Source organism: uncultured Porphyromonas sp., assembly GCF_947254915.1.
GTDB lineage: Bacteria > Bacteroidota > Bacteroidia > Bacteroidales > Porphyromonadaceae > Porphyromonas.
The window spans coordinates 29,854-48,995 of sequence record NZ_CAMYEZ010000003.1; the positions used below are offsets into that span (position 1 = coordinate 29,854).

16 protein-coding genes are annotated in these 19,142 nt (G+C 53.8%); 4 read left to right on the top strand and 12 right to left on the bottom strand.

The features are described 5' to 3' along the window. Positions 1-514: 514 nt before the first annotated feature. The 12 genes from mnmA to Q0X57_RS00585 form a co-directional block, all read right to left on the bottom strand. Positions 515-1,645: a tRNA 2-thiouridine(34) synthase MnmA gene (mnmA, locus tag Q0X57_RS00530; RefSeq protein WP_297726083.1), complete on the bottom strand. Its 1,131-nt coding sequence runs from the start codon at positions 1,643-1,645 to the stop codon at positions 515-517. A 30-nt stretch (positions 1,646-1,675) separates the two neighbouring features. After that, positions 1,676-3,490, bottom strand: a complete 1,815-nt coding sequence (argS, locus tag Q0X57_RS00535; protein ID WP_297726085.1) for an arginine--tRNA ligase — start codon at positions 3,488-3,490, stop codon at positions 1,676-1,678. Positions 3,491-3,508: 18 nt separating this feature from the next. After that, a complete protein-coding gene (locus tag Q0X57_RS00540; RefSeq protein WP_297726087.1) occupies positions 3,509-4,582 on the bottom strand; it encodes a porin in 1,074 nt (357 codons plus the stop codon). Positions 4,583-4,607: 25 nt separating this feature from the next. Continuing rightward, positions 4,608-5,612: a YitT family protein gene (locus tag Q0X57_RS00545; protein WP_297726121.1), complete on the bottom strand. Its 1,005-nt coding sequence runs from the start codon at positions 5,610-5,612 to the stop codon at positions 4,608-4,610. A 695-nt stretch (positions 5,613-6,307) separates the two neighbouring features. Then, the gene (locus Q0X57_RS00550) at positions 6,308-6,739 is read right to left on the bottom strand and encodes an Hsp20/alpha crystallin family protein (protein ID WP_039865826.1); all 432 of its coding nucleotides are present in this window, start codon (positions 6,737-6,739) and stop codon (positions 6,308-6,310) included. A 145-nt stretch (positions 6,740-6,884) separates the two neighbouring features. After that, positions 6,885-7,631, bottom strand: coding sequence for an ABC transporter ATP-binding protein (locus Q0X57_RS00555; RefSeq protein WP_297726127.1), 747 nt, complete (start codon positions 7,629-7,631; stop codon positions 6,885-6,887). A 3-nt stretch (positions 7,632-7,634) separates the two neighbouring features. Then, on the bottom strand, positions 7,635-8,570 hold the full coding sequence (locus Q0X57_RS00560) for an ABC transporter ATP-binding protein (RefSeq protein ID WP_297726130.1): 936 nt from the start codon (positions 8,568-8,570) through the stop codon (positions 7,635-7,637). 4 nt (positions 8,571-8,574) lie between these two features. Then, a complete protein-coding gene (locus Q0X57_RS00565) occupies positions 8,575-9,489 on the bottom strand; it encodes an HlyD family efflux transporter periplasmic adaptor subunit (protein ID WP_297726133.1) in 915 nt (304 codons plus the stop codon). A 37-nt stretch (positions 9,490-9,526) separates the two neighbouring features. Then, on the bottom strand, positions 9,527-10,270 hold the full coding sequence (locus tag Q0X57_RS00570) for an ATP-binding cassette domain-containing protein (protein ID WP_297726136.1): 744 nt from the start codon (positions 10,268-10,270) through the stop codon (positions 9,527-9,529). Between the two features lie 2 nt (positions 10,271-10,272). Beyond that, complete coding sequence (locus Q0X57_RS00575; protein WP_297726139.1) at positions 10,273-11,028, bottom strand: ABC transporter permease; 756 nt, start codon at positions 11,026-11,028, stop codon at positions 10,273-10,275. Positions 11,029-11,070: 42 nt separating this feature from the next. After that, a complete protein-coding gene (locus Q0X57_RS00580) occupies positions 11,071-12,345 on the bottom strand; it encodes a nucleoside permease (protein WP_297726143.1) in 1,275 nt (424 codons plus the stop codon). Between the two features lie 11 nt (positions 12,346-12,356). Continuing rightward, positions 12,357-13,790: a DUF4270 domain-containing protein gene (locus Q0X57_RS00585; protein ID WP_297726146.1), complete on the bottom strand. Its 1,434-nt coding sequence runs from the start codon at positions 13,788-13,790 to the stop codon at positions 12,357-12,359. 561 nt (positions 13,791-14,351) lie between these two features. Between Q0X57_RS00585 and rsmG the strand changes: the two genes are divergently transcribed. Genes rsmG through mscL form a run of 4 tightly spaced genes read left to right on the top strand, consistent with a single transcriptional unit; the run spans position 14,352 to position 19,017 of the window. Then, positions 14,352-15,026 (top strand): 16S rRNA (guanine(527)-N(7))-methyltransferase RsmG, encoded by a 675-nt coding sequence (rsmG, locus tag Q0X57_RS00590; RefSeq protein WP_297726150.1) that lies wholly within the window; start codon positions 14,352-14,354, stop codon positions 15,024-15,026. A 13-nt stretch (positions 15,027-15,039) separates the two neighbouring features. After that, on the top strand, positions 15,040-15,693 hold the full coding sequence (locus tag Q0X57_RS00595; protein ID WP_297726153.1) for an MBL fold metallo-hydrolase: 654 nt from the start codon (positions 15,040-15,042) through the stop codon (positions 15,691-15,693). A gap of 5 nt (positions 15,694-15,698) precedes the next feature. Further along, positions 15,699-18,584, top strand: a complete 2,886-nt coding sequence (gene gcvP, locus Q0X57_RS00600; protein WP_297726156.1) for an aminomethyl-transferring glycine dehydrogenase — start codon at positions 15,699-15,701, stop codon at positions 18,582-18,584. Between the two features lie 7 nt (positions 18,585-18,591). Then, positions 18,592-19,017: a large-conductance mechanosensitive channel protein MscL gene (mscL, locus tag Q0X57_RS00605; RefSeq protein ID WP_297726159.1), complete on the top strand. Its 426-nt coding sequence runs from the start codon at positions 18,592-18,594 to the stop codon at positions 19,015-19,017. The last annotated feature ends 125 nt before the right edge of the window (positions 19,018-19,142 follow it).

Sequence of the window (19,142 nt, forward strand, 5' to 3'; positions counted from 1 at the left end):
AAAGCTACAGAATAATCTAGACATAGACGCTTAACTGTTGATAACTTAGTCTCCGAAATCCGCTCTATCCACCCACATAGAGACGAGTTGTGGTGTGATATGTTGCAAAAAAAAAAACTGGAGCTTTGAGCGGTATGTATCATAGCTCTAGGGCTGACGCACTATCTTGTTGTACCTTACTATCTACGCTATACGACAACTCTGGAACATAAGGATTGAGCTTGACTGTGTCGTGCTATTGTTGCTACATATCTTCGCTACGTCTGGATATCTCCTGTGGAATTTCCTCAATAGCTCACGAGAAAACGAAAATTCTCCACCGAGGGACGAAATAAAACTTCGGAAGAATGAAATGAAACTTCGGAAGAATGATATGAAAGTTCGGAGGAATTTTTTCGGTTCCCGCTGGATAATCCAGAATATCTACGGATGAATTTCCCGATTTCCTCCGTCTTTCCGATTTCTCTCGTAGAGGCTCTCGTCCGTTATACTGCATCAGCCCTGGTGATAGCTCCTAGCGGCCCGAGCGGATCGGGGCGCTGCCCCAGCAGAGCTGACGCTGAGGATCGTAGATGGTGGCAAACTGCCCGGCCGCAATGCCCTGTATCGGCACGCTGCTGACCAGCTGATAGCCGCCTGAGGGGAGATGCTCGAGGCGTCCTGCGGTGAAGTCGGGCGTGTGCCTTATCTTGAAGGTAACCTCCAGCGGACTGTCTGACGGAGTCTTCGTCCAGAGCCACGGATCGGTCGTGAGCCAGTGCATCTCCTCGGTCTCGATGATTGTACCGTACTGCGTCTTGGGGTCGTAGCCTCGTGAGGCGTAGAGGATATTGTGCTCCACATCCTTTGCCACGACATACCACGGGCCGCCCGAGAGCCCGAGCCCTTTGCGCTGGCCGATAGTGTGAAACCAGTAGCCACGATGCTCGCCGATCTTCTCGCCCGTCTCATGGTCAATGATGTCGCCTGTCTGCGTGCCTAAGTAGCGCTCGATGAAGTCGTTGTAGTCTATTTGTCCTAAGAAGCAGATGCCCTGACTGTCTTTGCGCTGCGCATTGACCAGATGCGCCTCTAGGGCGATGCGACGTACTTCCTCTTTTGGCAAATGCCCGATGGGAAAGAGAAGACGCTCCATCTGCCGAAAGCCGATCTGCGCCAAGAAGTCTGTCTGATCCTTCACAGGGTCAGGAGAAGTGCCGAGGAAGGTCAAGCCATCCTCCGTCTGTCGTATCGTAGCGTAGTGGCCCGTGGCTATGTAGTCGTACGAGGCACCGCACCTTTCCTCAAAAGCTCCGAACTTGATCAACTTATTGCACATCACATCGGGATTGGGCGTGAGCCCCCGCCTGACGGCATCCATCGTATAGGCGACCACCCGATCCCAATAGACTTGATGCAGGTCAACGATCTCTAGGTGCAGATCGTAGCGACGCGCCAAGAGCGTCACCAGCTCGATGTCCTCCTCGGCAGGACAGTCGAGGAAACTGCCTTCCTCGTCCTGCATGCCGATGCGTATGTAGTAAAGGTCTGGACGAAAGCCCGCCTCGACGAGCAGGTGCATCGCCACACTGCTATCCACCCCGCCCGAAGCGAGCAGTGCGATGCGACTATCTCGTGGTAGTGCTGTGTAGAGAGTGGTCTCCATACACCTTGTGTATCAAGCCCTCAAAGCGGACTACATGCGCTCGGGCAGTGCGATGCCGAGGAGCCCCATGGCACTATGTATCGTCTTGGCAACGGTCTGGCTGAGCTGCAGGCGCATACTACGCAGTGCCTCGTCCTCCTCACGCAGTACGGAGCACTCGTGGTAGAACTGGTTATACCCCTTGACCAAGTCATAGGTATAGTTGGCAATGCGGGCTGGCGAATAGCTCGCGGCAGCCTCCTGCACGACGGTCGGATAGTCGAGCAACTGCTGGACAAGTGCCGTCTCATACGACGAGAGTGCTAGCTCACCGCCCTCGGGGAGCTGATGCTTGTAGCCCATCTCGTCAGCCTTCTGCAGGAGCGAGCAGATACGCGCATAGGTGTACTGGATGAAGGGGCCCGTGTTGCCGTTGAAGTCAATAGACTCCTCGGGGTTGAACATCATATTCTTCCTCGGGTCCACCTTGAGGATGAAGTACTTGAGCGCACCCAGTCCGACCATCTCGGCGGTGCGTAGCTCCTCAGCTGTCGGCTCGGCGGCTAGCGCTACGCCCTTAGCTTGCTGGGCTGTCCGTGCTACCTCTAGAGCGGTGTCGCGCATAGCGTCCATCAGATCGTCCGCATCAACGACCGTCCCCTCGCGACTCTTCATCTTGCCGTGAGGTAGCTCCACCATGCCGTAGCTAAAGTGTGTCAAGCTCTTGCCCCACTTATATCCCAATCGGTCTAAGAGCAGCGATAGCACCTGAAAGTGGTACTCCTGCTCGTTGCCCACGACGTAGATCATCTGGTCTATCGGGAAGTCCTGATAGCGAAGCTTGGCAGTGCCGATGTCTTGGGTGATGTAGACCGAGGTGCCGTCACTGCGAAGGAGGATCTTCTTGTCCAGACCCTCCGCCTCAAAGTCGGCCCAAACGGAGCCATCCTCGTGCTGCTCGAAGAGTCCCTCCTTCAGACCGCGCAAGACCTCTTCGCGCCCCACGAGGTAAGTGTCGCTCTCGTAGTAGATCTTGTCAAAGGAGACACCCATACGCTTGTAAGTCTCGTCAAAGCCTTTGTAGACCCACTCATTCATCTTTCGCCATAGCGCACGTACTTCTGGGTCGCCCTGCTCCCACTGACGGAGCATTTGGCGTGCATCGGCCATCAGTTGAGACTTAGCCTCGACCTCTTCGTCGCTCCAGTCGGGATGCTCAGCACGTATCTGCGCCAGCTCGGCACGATACTCCTTGTCAAAGCGCACGTAGTAGTCGCCGATGAGGTGATCGCCCTTCTTGCCCGAAGATTCAGGCGTCTCGCCATTGCCCCAGCGTAGCCATGCCAGCATAGACTTGCAGATGTGCACGCCACGATCGTTGACGATATTCGTCTTGACCACACGATGCCCGCTCGCTTCTAGTATCTGAGCGAGGCTGTAGCCGAGTAGGTTGTTGCGAACGTGTCCGAGGTGCAGGGGCTTATTAGTGTTCGGTGAGGAGTACTCGATCATCACAAGGGGCGACTGCTCTGTCGGTATGATGTGCCCGTAGTGCGGGGTCTCGGCAATCTCTCGCAGTGCTGCGAGCCACGCTGAGTCGGTCAGCGTGAGGTTGAGGAAGCCCTTGACCACGCCATAGGAAGCTATGAGATCTGTCTGCTCCTGTAGCTTGGCACCGATCGTCTCGGCAGTCTCTTGGGGAGACTTGTGCGAAGCCTTGAGATAGGGGAAGACGACGAGCGTCACATGCCCCTCAAACTCAGGTCGTGTGGCGGTCAGTGTGATCTCGTCAGCGGTCGTGGTGAGATCGTAGAGTGTATGTAGTGTCGAGGCGATCGCCTCGCTAAGCTGTCTGTAAAGGCTCATAGTATATAGTATAACGTATTAGAGGACTTTCATACGCCAGGTGACACCCACATTGACTTGTGTGCGCTGATTATGCAGTACAGCTTGCGGGTTCGTATTCGTTCCAAAGGCGTAGTTAGCGTGTGCATGCAGGCGCACATCGGGGATTGGTGAGTACTCGACCCCGCCACCGAGACAAGCTATCTGCGTACCATCGGTGACTCCGTAGTCTGCGTGAAAGCCACTTGTATTGTGATCGTAGCTCCCCTTGAGGTAAAGCTTCGTTTGCTCGGTCGGATGGTAGGCTAGCTGACCATAGATAGAGTAGTCGGCAAAGAGCTTTTTGCCATCTCCATCAAGTGGTGTGCGGTGCATCAGGTCTAGGTCCACGAAGGTGCGAGGGGTCAGCTGGAAGCGGTTGCCCAGCGAAATATAGTTCATGAAGCGCCTAGGCGCATACTCCATAAAGTTGACACTCCACATCGGCACAAACCAATCGTGGTGCGCTGTCCAGACCAAGTTGTAGGCGTACATATCGGCAGGCTTACCACTCCTCGCCTCGTAGTCCTTGCGGTAGGGACTCTGGATCACCTGCATATGGAGGTTGTCCTGCCCATTAGGCAAGGTGTAGCTCACCGTAGCGCCCCACTGATAGGCTGGCATATGGTAGCAAAACTCTCCCAGCTGGAAGACATCTATCGGCGCAGGCTCAAACTCCCACCCACCGACGAAGACGATCCACTTGCCGAGTCGTATACTCAGCTGCTCGATTGGGTTGTACTGCAGGTAGAGGAAGTCGATCGACTCAAAGAAGGTTCGATCTAGATTGATCGAGCTAAGTCTCTGTCGGTAGAGGTAGCTAAATTTTGGCGAGAGGGTGCCACTGAGTATGACGTTAGCTATATTTCCCTTAAAGCCTGAACCCGCCTCATCGGCTTGATGTCCTAGATAGATGCGCTGGTAATCACCGCGCGCCTCGAGCGAGAGGGTTATCTTCTTATTATGCGGAGCCTCTAGCTCAGCATCGGGGACAGGCTCCTGAGCCATAAGTGAGCCGAGGGCAAGTGTCAGTAGGAGTATGAGAGCCGAGAGCGACTTCGTAAGATGTGGCATAGTCTAGAGGGTCAATCAGGCGATACTAAAAGGTGCTCTCATCAGGTGTATCCGTCTCGACTGGTAGTTCCTCCAGCTGGCTCTTCTTGCGCCATAGCCCGTACACCTCGCTAACTGGGTCGGAGGTGATAAAGGGATCCATACGCTCAGCACGCAGATGGTCTAGTAGCTTGCCAAACTCATCCCTCGTCAAGATACACTCCAGCTGCTTGTGCTCCTCGCCTGAGTAGCCACCCGTCACGGGGTGGATGGTTACTCCACGATTGAGCGTGTGAATGACAAAGTCACGGATATGCTCCCAGTCCTTGGAGATGACGTAGACACGTGTCCGTGAGCTCATACGGGTCATAAAGTAGTCGAGGATCAAGCCATTGAGCCACGTCCCCACGAGTCCCATAATCACGAGCCCCGTAGGACTGGTCAGGAAGGCAGAGCAGCAGATCAAGCCTCCAGCGATCGTTACCGACACGCCTAGTGGCACATGCAGGAACTTGTTGAAAATCTTTGCCAAGATGTCTAGTCCTCCCGTTGAAGCATTGATGCTAAAGAGAATCGCCTGCGCTGCACTCATCACCAAGATGAAGCAAAGCAGGTCAAACCATGGGTTTGCTACCCACTCGCCGTGCACATACTGAGCAAACATGGACCCACTGACTGGATCTATCCACCCCATCAAGTCTACAAACGGACCTAAGATCAGTGCCGTGTAGCAAGTCTTAGCACCAAACTCGTTGCCGATCAGGATGAATGAGAGGAGTAGCAGGATCGCATTGATGAGAAACATATAGGACCCCAGCGACATCACTGGGAGCAACCGCTCCAGCACGATGCCCAGTCCCGTCACCGAGCCAACGATCAGACCACTAGGAGCGAGGAAGTAGTGTACCGCCATAGCGCCGATAAACATGGCGACAGTCATCAAGACCAATTCGTACCAAAACTTACGACTAGTGAGTAGGTCAGTAGCCTGGCCTGGCAGAGCTGCAAGGCGGGCACGAAGTTCATCCTTACTGGGGAGCTTGTATTTCATTAGATGCGTATTACGTAGTGAGAAATCTATCGCAAGACAACCACACAGGGCAGAGACGCTCTTCAATAGTTATCTGCGTGCAAAGATACAAAATAGCACACACCCATCAGCCAATAGCACACATTCTGTTAGGACTGACGCATCACAAAAACGATCTTCTTGAAGGCACTACGAAGAAAATCAAAAGATTTCCTCGTGGAGATTCTAGATTATCCAGCGAGCAACAAAGAAATTTCTCCGAAGTTTCATTTCATTCCTCCGAAGTTTCATTTCATTCCTCCGAACTTTTATGTCAAACTTCGGAGGAATTTGGGATTTCCTCGGGAGCTTTTGGAAAATTGCTACCGAAGAATTGGTTTCTAGAGGAGACTGTTGCAAAAGTCAACAGTCTCACAATCTTGCTTGCAAGATTGTCTAGACTTTGCAGAAAGGATGAAGCGCAAGGCGCTGAGGGTGAGGTCTGAAGGGAGCATACCTCCGTATGTGACCGAAGCCGAATCCCGAAAGCAACACAGCGATTCGCCTTTATGCAACAGTCTCTAGAGGTGAGCGGTGAGCCACTTGGCTGGGACATCAGGACGACCCAAACGCAAGTAGCCCCACTCGGTGCTGAGACCAAGCGGGGCTACTAGGTGTGTGTTAGACTTTTATGGTGAGACTAGGGTCTGAGGCTCTAGTCTATCGGTGTGGCGCTATTACTCAATAGCGATGGTGCGACGAGCCTTCTGCTGATCCTCTTCGCTAATCTTGGGAATCGATAGGGTGAGGACACCGTCGGCCATACGAGCCTGGATACGCTCCTCGTCGACATTGTCTGGCAGGATGAGGGTCTGCTCGAACTTGCTGTAGGAGAACTCGCGACGTAGGTAGCGACTCTGCTCGTTGTCGTGCTGCTCCTCCTCGTTGTGGCGCTCCATCGTGATGACTAGGTCGTGCTCCTCGTTGATCTCGATGTTGAAGTCTTCGCGCTTCATACCTGGAGCTGCGATCTCTACGCGAAATTCCTCGGGCGTCTCTAGTACGTTGATAGCGGGTGCGGTAGCGTTGGGTCTTACCATCCAGTTGCTGTCAAAGAGGTCGCTCCATAGTGCGGGTCTCCAGTTGTTGTCTCTTCTTGATAGTGTCATAGTTGTATTGATTTTAATAGGTGTTTGTATACTTACTCTGTGCAGGGCCTCTGATCTCTCAGGGTGACCTGCACTAACTATCTAGCAAAGGGTAAGCCAACGACTGGAAGTGCGACAATTTGTCACAAAGGAGAGACTAGCGAAGTCACTCAGAGCGCTTAGCACCGCGGGCTAGCTGGTAGAAGACCTCGTCCATCGAGTCACAGTCAAATTGTCGCTTTAAGGCTCGTGGGGTGTCTAGCGCTTTGATTTGCCCGTCTACCATGATGGAAATGCGGTCGCAGTACTCCGACTCGTCCATATAGTGTGTGGTGACGAAGACGGTGATGCCCTCGGCAGCTGCGTTGTAGATAAGCTCCCAGAAGCGTCGCCGTGCCACAGGGTCTACACCTCCCGTAGGCTCATCGAGGAAGACTATCTTGGGACGGTGAAAGATAGCGACGGAGAAGGCCAACTTCTGCTTCCACCCGAGGGGAAGGCTGCCCACACGGAGCTTGCGCTGATCGTAGAAGTTGAGCTCCTCGAGGAGTCGCTCCATACGGCTCTGTATGATGCGTCGCGAGAGACCGTAGATGCGTCCGTAGAGGAAGATATTCTCCTCAACAGAGAGGTAGTCGTAGAGTGAGAACTTCTGGCTCATATAGCCGATGCTGCGCTTGATCAGCTCGGTTTCTTTGCGCACATCATAGCCTGCCACCTCGGCATAGCCTGAGGTGGGCTTGAGGAGTCCGGTGAGCATACGTATGGCGGTGCTTTTGCCAGCTCCATTGGCTCCGAGGAAGCCGAAGATTTCGCCTGGCAAAACATCAAAGGTGATCTCATCGACAGCGGTGAAGTCGCCGAAGCGCTTGGTGAGCTTATTGGCCAATATACTATACTCGGTGGAGGGCATGGGCTAGGACTCTTGGGAGATGATGAGGAAGTAGTCCTCGATGGAGGGGGGGATCTTGCGAATGTCTAGCCCCCGCACGCCCTGCTCTAGGAGTCGTGTGTGGATCTCCTCGGGGGTGATTACCTGCTCGTCAAAGGTGAAGTGGTGCGCCTCGCCGAAGGCAAAGCTGCTGAGCACGCCCTGGAGGCTGCGCAACTTGAGGAGTAGGTCGCCCATATCCTCTGCGGTGGCGGACCAGAGGGCACGATCCATCTGCGAGACGAGCCCGTCGGGAGTGTCTATGGAGAGGATCTGTCCATCTTTCATCAGGGCAACTTGGTCGCATAGCACTGCCTCGTCCATATAGGGTGTGCTGACGATCATCGTGATCTCGCCCTGCTCGCGTAGCTTGGAGAGCATCTGCCAGAACTCACGGCGCGAGACGGGGTCTACGCCTGTGGTCGGTTCGTCAAGGAGGAGGAGACGAGGCTTGTGAATGAGTGCGCAGGAGAGCGCTAGCTTTTGCTTCATACCGCCTGAGAGCTTGCCAGCGGGGCGCTTTTCGAAGGGGAGGAGCATCTTGTAGATGTCCTCGATGAGGTGGTAATTCTCCTCAACGGTCGTCTTATAGACGGTGGCGAAGAACTCAAGATTCTCTCGCACGGTGAGATCTTGGTAGAGGGAGAAGCGACCAGGCATGTAGCCGATCTGATGGCGTAGTGGACGGTAGTCGCGCTTGACGTCGTGACCTAGGACGGTGACTGCACCAGCGTCTGGGTTGAGGAGCGTGGCGATGATGCGTATGAGGGTTGTCTTGCCGGCTCCGTCGGGACCGATGAGTCCGAGTAGCTCGCCCTCACGGACGCTGAGGTCGATGCCTTGGAGCGCAACGGTCTTGCCAAAGCTCTTGCATACGCCCTGGCAAGATACTGCTGGTCGGGTCGCCTCCTCTACAGACATAGGTCTACTGGTCTAGCGCTACACGTCCATACTGTCCGATGCGTAGCTTGCCGTCGTTGGGGACGCGTACCTTGATCGCATAGATGAGCGAGGCGCGGGCGTCGGGTGTCTGGATGTTCTTGGGGGTAAACTCAGCGCGGTCGGAGATCCATACTACTTTTCCTGTGTAGGCTTGCGGCTCCTCCTCGCCCATGTCGCTATAGACGGAGACTTGCTGACCGAGGGTCACCTTTTGGAGTTGCTCTGCTGTGACGTAAGCCCGCAGGTACATTTGCTGGAGGTTGGCTAGGCGAAAGAGCGGCATGCCTTGTCCTGCGAGCTCGCCCTGATAAAGGTAAACGGTGAGCACCGTGCCCGAGATAGGCGCCTTAATGAAGCTTCGAGAGATCATCTGGTTGACCTGACTTTCTTGTACAGAGAGCGCATTGCCACTCCCTGTGGCAGAGCGGTTTTGCTGTCCGATGGTAGCTCGTGCGGCTGCTATTTGTCCCTGGACCGCAGAGATCTTAGCATTGATCTCGTCTAGCGTGCGCTGAGCCATGATGCCACGAGCCACGAGTGGGGCGTAGCGGTCACGCTCTTTGTGGAGCGCTTTGAGTTGAGCTTCTAGAGGTGCTACCTGTGTCGCCGCATTGGTATGTCCCGCCGCATTGACTGTCGCCTGCTGTGTGTCGACGAGGTCTTTCTGTAGCGCCAGGAAGGTGGTATCGATCAAGCCTACGACCTGTCCCTCCTCTAGCTGGTCCCCTTCAGAGACATCTAGACGAAGTAACTCGCCCGAGGTGACGGCTGAGACGACGATCTCGTCTGCCTCAAAGATGCCTTGGGCGGAGTAGTCACTGCTGTGATCTTTGCACCCCCACGAGAGGAGGAGGGTGAGGAGGAAGAGGGAACCTATATATCGCTTAGCGTGTGTCATCTTATTTGCCAATGAAAGAAAAAAGGGAAGGGACGTATCAAAGGTAAAGAAAGTTTTTGAGAGAAGCTGGAATATTACCTCTGAGTTCCTCATGCGAACCTTGCCACGCAACCTGCCCTTTGTCTAGATATAGGATGTGATCAGCGATAGTTTTGATAGAGTTCATGTCGTGGGTGTTGATGACTGTCGTGATCTGGTACTCCTCGGTGAGCTCTTTGAGGAGCTTGTCTATCGAAGCCGAGGTGGTGGGGTCTAGTCCAGAGTTTGGCTCATCGCAGAAGAGGTAGTGCGGATTAAGCGCCACGGCTCGAGCTATGGCGACGCGCTTCATCATGCCCCCGCTGATCTCGGAGGGAAACTTGCGCTGAGCACCCTCTAGTCCGACGCGATCGAGGAGTGCCATCGCATGCACTCTGCGCTCTCGTGGCGAAAGCTTGGAGAAGAGCTGGAGCGGGAAGAGAACATTCTCTAGAACGGTCATACTATCGAAGAGTGCCGACCCCTGAAAGAGCACACCCGTCACTTGCCTTAGTTGTTTGAGCTGCTCCTTAGACAATAGCGTCATGCTGTGCCCGTCAAAGAGTATCTCGCCCGAGGTGGGCTGTATGAGACCTATGAGGCACTTGAGCATAACGGTCTTGCCAGCGCCACTGCGTCCGATGATGCAACTGATGCTTCCTGGCTTAAAGGTGGCGTTGATCTGGTTTAGCACCACCTTTCCGTCAAACTCTTTGCAGAGCTCCCTGACCTCTATGATCTTAGTCCCTTTGCCCTCTGTCATATCTATATAAATAATAGACTGGTGAGTACGACATCGGCGAGGAGGATCAGCACGCAGCTCGACACTACTGCGTTGGTGCTGGCGCGCCCTACGCCGAGGGCTCCTCCCTTGACCGTATAGCCGAAGTAACTAGCGCCTGACGAGATGATGAAGGCGTAGACGAGCGCCTTGATAATGGAGTAAAAGATGTTGCGAGTCACGAAGAAGGTCTGTAGTCCCATCTCAAAGTCCGACGGAGTGATAGAGGGAATGAAGTAAGTTGCCAAGTATCCGCCTACCAGCCCCGTAGACATACTGATGACGCTGAGCACTGGAATGAAGAGCATAAGCCCGAGGATCTTGGGGAGGATGAGGAAGTTGGCCGAGTTGACTCCCATAATCTCCATAGCATCGATCTGCTCCGTCACACGCATGGTGGCTAGCTCGGAGGCGATGCTGGAGCCGACCTTGCCCGCAAGGATGAGACACATAATAGAGGAGGAGAACTCGAGAAACATAATCTCGCGACTGGCATACCCTATGGTAAAGTGCGGGATGAGTGGCGAGTTCATATTGATCGACAGTTGGATCGTAATGACGGTGCCAATGAAAAAGCTGATGATCACCACGATCCATATGGAGTCAAGGCCATACTTAGCGATCTCACGGATCAGTTGCTTGAAGAAGATGCCCCACTTCTTCGGTCGTCTGAAGACCTGGGCCATGAGGAGTGTGTACTCGCCCATGACACTGAGCGCGTTGCTGATCGGTTTAGCCATAGCTTAGCGGACTCAGATGGTGCTTAGCTCCTCCCCGCACACTTATGCGGACTGAGCCTTCGAGAGCTGCTTGGGATGAAAGAGTAGCCAGAAGAGGACTCCCGTCACGAGCGCATAGCCTGCGAAGATGTACCAGACAGTCGTCCAGTCGGTCACCTTAGCTATGGTGAAGTGCTCCACAACCCAGCCCGCACCTAGCGAACCGATGACGACGCCTAGACCATTGGTCATCAAGAGGAAGAGCCCCTGAGCACTGGCACGCATAGAGGGCGAGACGGACTGATCGACGAACATGGAGCCTGAGATGTTGAAGAAGTCAAACGCCATCCCGTAGACTACCATTGAGAGAACGAGTGCGATGATACCTGGCATCCCAGGATCACCTATGCCAAAGAGTCCGAAGCGTAGGAACCACGCAGCGAAGCTCATCGCCATCACGCCCTTGATACCAAAGCGCTTTAAGAAGAATGGGATCGCTAGGATGAAGAGCGTCTCCGAGATCTGGGAGAGCGACAGTAAGATGTTAGGATACTTGACCGCAAAGCTGTCGGCATACTCAGCGACCCCCTTGAAGTGATCAAGGTACATATTGCCATAGGCATTGGTCACCTGTAGTGCAGCTCCGAGGAGTACGCAGAAGGTAAAGAAGACTGCCATCTGCCTGTTTTTAAAGAGCACCAGAGCATCCAGTCCTAGGATGGATAGGAGAGAGCGACGACCCTCTTGGGTCTTCTTGACTCCGTGCGGTACTGCTGGTAGTGTCCAGGCGTAGATGGCTAGGGCGATGGAGGCAAAGGCTCCGAGGTTGAACTGCATCGGGCTGTCCATCCACTTAAATAGGTTGACCAGCCACATCGCTACGATGAAGCCGATGGTACCCCAGACGCGTATCGGTGGAAAGTCCTTGACGATGTCAGCCTGCACTGTACCGAGCGCATGATATGCGACCGTATTAGAGAGCGATAGGGTAGGCATAAAGAAGAGATTGACCCCAAATATAACTAGCCAAGTGGTTGCAAAGGGCGTTCCCACAGGTAAAAAGCCGACAGCGATCAGGCAGGCACCCGTCAGTAGGTGGCAGAAGGAGAGCAGACGCTCAGCGCCGACCCATCGGTCAGCGATGATTCCCGTCAGTGCAGGCGTGATGATAGCTGCAAAGCCTGCCGTGGCAAAGAGTCCTCCGACCTCCTGTCCGTCGTACTGCATCACATTGCCCATATAGCGTCCCATCGAGATGAGCCATGCCCCCCAGACGAAGAACTGGAGGAAGTTCATCGCGATTAGTTTGAGCTTGATCTGTTCCTTTTCTTTAGTCATATCTATAGTCACTATCGTCTATTGTAAAAGCCCGTTCCGATGACACCCAGCTTGAATCCTTGGACACCCCATCTGAGCTGTACGGCTGATGGGTAGAGTAGGTTGGTGATAGCAACCGTCTGACCAGGCGAGTTGGGCGTTGATGCTAGCTCCGTAGCCACAGGGATCAGAAGTAGCTCTAAGTCCTTAGTCACACGATGGTTGCCCGCAGCATCGGTCTCCATATTGCTCCGCATATGTCCCTCGATGAGGTGACTGATATTGCTAAATGTATAGTTACGCTCTAGGACACTGTAGCGTCCGGAGACAAGCGAAGTGGAGGCGACCAAGGGGTCGGTGATACTCCTTGCGAAGAAGTGTGCTACCTTGTCCAGTGGGATCAGAAGTAGCTGTGGGGGCGGGTTGAAGTGGGTGTCAGCCTTGGGGGCATCCACGGTGACCTGTAGCTTGCCCTCGTTGATTACCCAGCCGAAGTCCTTTTTATCCTTGCTCATCTTCTCATACTCGTGGAGCAGTCGGCTGAGCTCATCCTTGCTACAGGTGAGCTTGGTCACCACACCTGCAGGAGACTTGATGTAGGTCTTGCCGTCAGGGGATGGCTTCTTGAGGAGCTTCTCCAGGTGGCTGTGCTTGAGACTGTTCAAGGCGTAGAGACTCTTATTGTTGGTAAAGACCTCCCACGCAGGTTTGTAGACTGTCGAGTCCACACCCTTGGATGACTTTTGCGTAGTTTCATAGGTGTAGAAGATGCGGAGAGCCGTTGAGTAGACAGAGATAATATGCCCCGTGCCCGTTGTTGAGGTGACGTAGAGTCCACGGAGTAGATTGGACTCAAAGGCATCTTGCGATGCCAACCAATCTGGGTGCTCACGAGAGGCTTTGAGGAAGCGCTCTCCTAGATCATTCGGCACACGTATCGTAAGCTCTTTGGTCCCTGTCGTGTCGGAGGGGCGGTAAGTCAGTTCGCCGAGTAGCTTAGCTCCTTGCGTATATGGCATCAAGTCATCTACGGAGTAACGACTCTTGGGCAGAGGCTTGGTGACTTCATAGACCTGCGCCTTGCCCCACGTGGTCGTGTCACCGACAGCGCTGAAGTAGGATAGTATGATATGAACCGAGTCAATGCGGTCTTTGACAGGCTTACGGGTGAAAGTGAAGCCAGGGGCACACTGCAGGCGATTGATAAAGGATGCCTCAAAGTCACCAAAGACTGGATCCGATATCTGTCCTAGTAATGAGATAGCGCTACGACTATATATAGAGTCTAGAGGTACCGTCTCTGTACGGAAGGTGAGTGAGTCGCCACGTGCCGTCACGAAGTCTCGCTCGGGTCGCAGACTCCCTCCGAGAGGAGAGTAGGCATCGTTGCATGAGGTGAGTCCTAATGCGCATAGTGCGCAGATTAGGAGCGATATCTGGAGGTTGTGAAGTAAAGTGCGATTCATAGATTCAGTCTCAGTGTCAGGAGCTCAATCAGCAGCCTCAGTTGAGTAGCTAGAGGTCAGTTACAAGCTCATAACAGATAATCTAGCTCCAAAGGTAAGGAAAAAAACAATTTGACAGCACAGCTCAATGTCGCAAACCGCTCAAGTCGCTATCTAATTCTTCCGAGGAAATTGCCAAATTCATCGGAGGAAATGGGCAAATTCTTCCGAAGTTTCATCTCGTTCTTCCGAACTTTTATTTCATTCTTCGGAAGTTTCATTTCATTCTTCCGAAGTTTTATTTCGTATCTCCGTGGAGGATTTTCGTTTCCTCGTGAGCTATTGGGGATTTCCTCGGGAGAGATTGAAATCGACGGAGACATATAAGTAACTATAGCGGGAGTCTATACGCTACGTGGCAAGGCTCTTGCTATAGATCCCTGCTTGTCGTCAAGTGGCGTGCTAGCGTACAGGATTATAATGAGTCACTCCTGCAGGAGACTGTGGGGTGTGCTCTTTTTTCGTACATTTGTGGGAGGATACGATGTACCCCTTTCCAGCAATTAACTGTGCGCCCTAGAGATGCCCATCACACCAAGTACTACCCCCACGGAGCAATTGGATAGGCTCCTGAGGCAGTTTCCTGCGCTCTCACCAACTGCCACTCAGCAGTTGACCGCTCTCTATCCGCTCTACAGAGAGTGGAACGCACGCATCAACGTCATCTCCCGACGAGACATTGACAATCTCTATCTGCACCACGTGATGCACTCGCTGGCACTCACCTGGCTCCTGCCTGACGAGCCGACCAGCTTCACCATCGCCGATGTGGGCTGTGGCGGAGGCTTCCCCAGCATCCCGCTAGCTATCCTATTTCCTCAATACCAATTCCTGCTAATAGATAGCATTGCCAAGAAGCTCCATGTCGCTCAGTCTATCGCTGACGAGATAGGTCTAACGAATGTCTCTACGCATCACATGCGTGTCGAGAGTTGCAATCTGCGCTGCGACTACGTCGTGTCTCGTGCGGCGATGCCTCTAGAGCTACTCTATAAATATACACTGCATATGCTCCAGGGCTCCAGAGCTCCCCGCTCTGGCATCTACTGTCTCAAGGGTGGCGACCTCAGCGATGAGATAGCGCAGGCGGGCGTGACTGCACAGCTCACAGCTATCTCTACACTGGCGGACTACCCCGACTACTATCAGGACAAATGGATCGTCTATGTCCCTAACCAGGACAAACGAACTAACTAACAGACAAAAACCTATGAACTGCGAAGTATCTACATTCGTATGTAACATCATACAGGAAAACACTTACCTCCTCTCGACAAGCGACGGTCATGCGGCCATCATCGACTGCGGATGTGCCACCGTGAGCGAGCAGGAGCGTCTCGCACAGCGCATCAAGCAGTGGGGACTGAGCGTGGACTTGCTACTCTTCACGCACCTACACTTTGACCACCTATGGGGCTTACCCTGGGCGCTCCGTGCTTTCCCCGAGGCAAAAGCTTATGCGCACCCTGTCGAGCTAGCGCAGGCGGTATCTCCCGAAGCGCAGATGCGTGCTTGGGGCTTTGAGGTGCCAGAGGAGGCCTTCGACCTGTCTCAGATACGTCCACTGCCGAGCGACCAACCGCTACGACTGGGTGAGGTGGCTATCTACGATCTCTTCGTGCCAGGACACACTGCAGGACACGTCGCCTACTACCTACCGAGCGAGCATATCGTCTTCACGGGCGACGTCCTCTTTAGAGGCGACATCGGTCGTAGCGACCTACCCGGAGGCGACTACCAGACGCTCCTGCATAGCATCAAGACTCAACTGCGCCCCCTACCCGATGACACCATCGTCTACCCTGGGCATGGACCGCACACTACCATACACAACGAAAAATGTAATAACCCTTATATCAACTAAACTAGATGGATACAAGAAACTTTGCCTATCGTCACGTAGGCATTTCCCAGGCTGACCTGCCTGAGATGCTCAAGGTCGTCGGCGTAGACAGCATCGATGCGCTGATGCACAAGGTCTACCCCGAGGGAATCTTCCTCGAGAAGCCACTTGACCTACCCGAACCTATGACCGAGCGTGAGCTTAGCGAGCATCTCTTCGAGCTAGGGTCTCGCAACCGTATCTTCACCTCATACATCGGTATGGGCTGGTACGACACGGTAACCCCACAGCCTATCATTCGCAATGTCCTAGAGAACCCCGTTTGGTACACCAGCTACACACCTTACCAGGCTGAGGTATCGCAGGGTCGTCTTGAGGCGCTCTTTAACTTCCAGACGGTCATCACCGACCTGACGGGACTCCCTCTGACGAACTGCTCGCTACTTGACGAAGCTACCGCAGGTGCCGAGGCGGCTCTTATGCTCTACAACGAGCGTTCACGAGAGCAAAAGAAGGCGGACGCCAATCAGCTCTTCATCGACAAGCGTGTCTATGCCTCTACACAGGCGGTCATCCAGACACGCGTTCCCCAGCAGGGCATGGAGATCGTCGTAGGCGACTACGAGACCTTTGACTTTACGGACAAAGTCTTCGGAGCTATCATCCAGTACCCCGACGAAAAGGGACGCATCCACTGCTACCACGACTTTATGGAGCGTGCCAAGGCTGCAGGCACACGTGTTGCCGTGGCGGCTGACCTGATGAGTCTCGTACTCCTCACGCCTCCAGGCGAGTGGGGCGCAGACATCGTCTTCGGATCGGCTCAGCGCTTCGGTATCCCGATGTACTTCGGCGGACCTAGTGCAGGCTATCTTGCCTCGACGATGGACTTCAAGCGCACCATCCCTGGACGTATCATCGGCATTTCCAAAGATACCTACGGTCATCCCGCTTACCGCCTGGCTCTCCAGACGCGCGAGCAACACATCAAGCGGGAGCGTGCCACCAGCAACATCTGTACGGCACAAGCTCTGCTGGCTACGATGAGTAGCTTCTACGCTGTCTACCACGGTCCCGAGGGACTACGTGACATCGCTCACCGTATCCACGCTTATGCGGGCTATCTAGCCGAGCAACTCGTAGCGATGGGCTACAAGCAGCTCAACGATAACTTCTTCGATACCCTATACATTGAGCTACCCGAGGGGCTTTCAGCCGAGAAGCTCCGTGAGATAGCCCTCGACTGTCAGGTTAACCTGCGCTACTACGAGGATGGTCGTCACATCGGTATCAGCATTGACGAGACCACGCTCGAGAGCGACCTAGCTGTCCTCCTCTACATCTTCTCGCAGCTTCAGGGCAAAGAGGGAGACATCGAGGGCGTTGAGGTAGACGACACGAAGGTTTACTTTGATAAGAAGTTCGCTCGCCAGAGTGACTTCCTACAGTATGAGACCTTCCAGAAGTATCACTCCGAGACCGAGCTGATGCGCTACATCAAGCGACTAGACCGTAAGGACATTTCGCTCGCTCAGTCAATGATTTCGCTAGGCTCTTGCACCATGAAGCTCAATGCGGCTTCGGAGGTGGCTCAGCTGAGCAATCCACAGTTTGCCTATATCCACCCCTACGCTCCCGACGACCAAGTCGAGGGCTACCTAGAGATGATACGCAATCTGTCCGCTCTCCTCTGCGAGATCACTGGTATGAAGGGTGCTTCGCTCCAGCCAAACTCAGGTGCTGCGGGTGAGTACACGGGTCTGCGTGTCATACGTAGCTACCTACAGGCTACGGGTCAGGGCGCTCGTGACCTCATCATCCTACCCGCTTCTGCACACGGTACCAACCCTGCGAGTGCTGTACAGGCAGGTTTTGACACGATCACCATTCGCACGGCCGACAATGGGGACATTGATATGGATCACTTTATGGAGCTCACCGAGCAGTACAAGGATCGTATCGCAGCCATTATGATCACCTACCCAAGTACGCACGGTATCTTCGAGAGCAACATCCGCACCATCATTGACCGCATCCACGAGATCGGCGGACAGGTCTACATGGACGGTGCCAACCTGAATGCACAGGTCGGCTGGACCAATCCAGGCTATATGGGAGCTGACGTCTGCCACCTGAACCTGCACAAGAGCTTTGCCATCCCCCACGGTGGTGGTGGACCTGGAGTCGGTCCGATCTGCGTAGCAGAGCACTTAGTACCCCATCTACCTAAGCATGTGGAGCGCTGGTCTGACGGTACGAATCAAGTCTCAGCAGCCCCCTACGGTAGTGCTGGTGTGATTGTGATTACCTACGCTTACATTCGCTTACTAGGCTTCGAAGGTCTACGTCAAGCGACCGCTATGGCGATCCTCAATGCCAACTATCTGAAGGCACGTTTCCAAGACAACTACGGTGTTGTCTACACGGGCGACCGTGGCTTCGTCGGGCACGAGATGATCCTCGACTGTCGAGGTGTCAAGGCTCAGGCCGGTGTTGACGAGGGAGACATCTCTAAGCGTCTGATGGACTTCGGCTATCACGCTCCGACGGTCTCTTTCCCCGTTCACGGTACGCTTATGATTGAGCCGACCGAGAGCGAGAGCAAGGCTGAGCTTGATCGCTTTGTCGCTGTGATGAATCAGATCTACCAAGAGGCTCAGGATATCGCCTCTGGCAAGGCTGATGCAGAGGACAATGTGATCAAGAACGCTCCTCACCCCCAGTACGAGGTCTGTGCCGATGAGTGGCATCACGCTTACACACGCAAGCAAGCCGCCTTCGCATTACCCTATCTTGAGGACAATAAGTTTTGGGTCAATGTCTCTCGTATAGACAACGGATTTGGCGATCGTAACCTGATCCCAGCTTTCTGCGCCTGCCCGACTGAGACAATTGATCAACTAACTAAATAAGCAACTTATGGCAAGCTTCAAGAAAGAATTCAAAGAGTTTGTCCTCCGGGGCAACGTCATGGATATGGCTGTCGGTATCATCATCGGAGGAGCCTTTGGCAAGATTGTCTCCTCACTCGTTGATGACATCTTGATGCCTATCATTGGGCTCTTTACGGGAGGTATCAACTTCTCTGAGCTAGCCTATGAGATCAAGCCTGCTGAGCTCAATGAGTTTGGCGAGGAGATCGTCTCAGCGACTACGCTCAACTATGGTCTCTTCATACAGAACGTTGTTGACTTCTTTATCATCGCACTAGTCATCTTCATCATGATCCGTGCGATCAATAGTCTGAGGAGAAAGCACGAGGAGCCCGCAGCGCCTGCTCCCGAGCCCTCTGACGAGGTCAAGCTACTGACGGAGATTCGCAACCTGCTTGACAAGAAGCAGTAGGCGGACTCAATAAAGAGTCAACATAACTAAAGGACCGCTCTCGCAGGGATTTCCTACGAGAGCGGTCCTTTTGTATGACGGGCATGTCATACATCTGTGGTGAAAGTCCACGCGGGGCGTAGTTG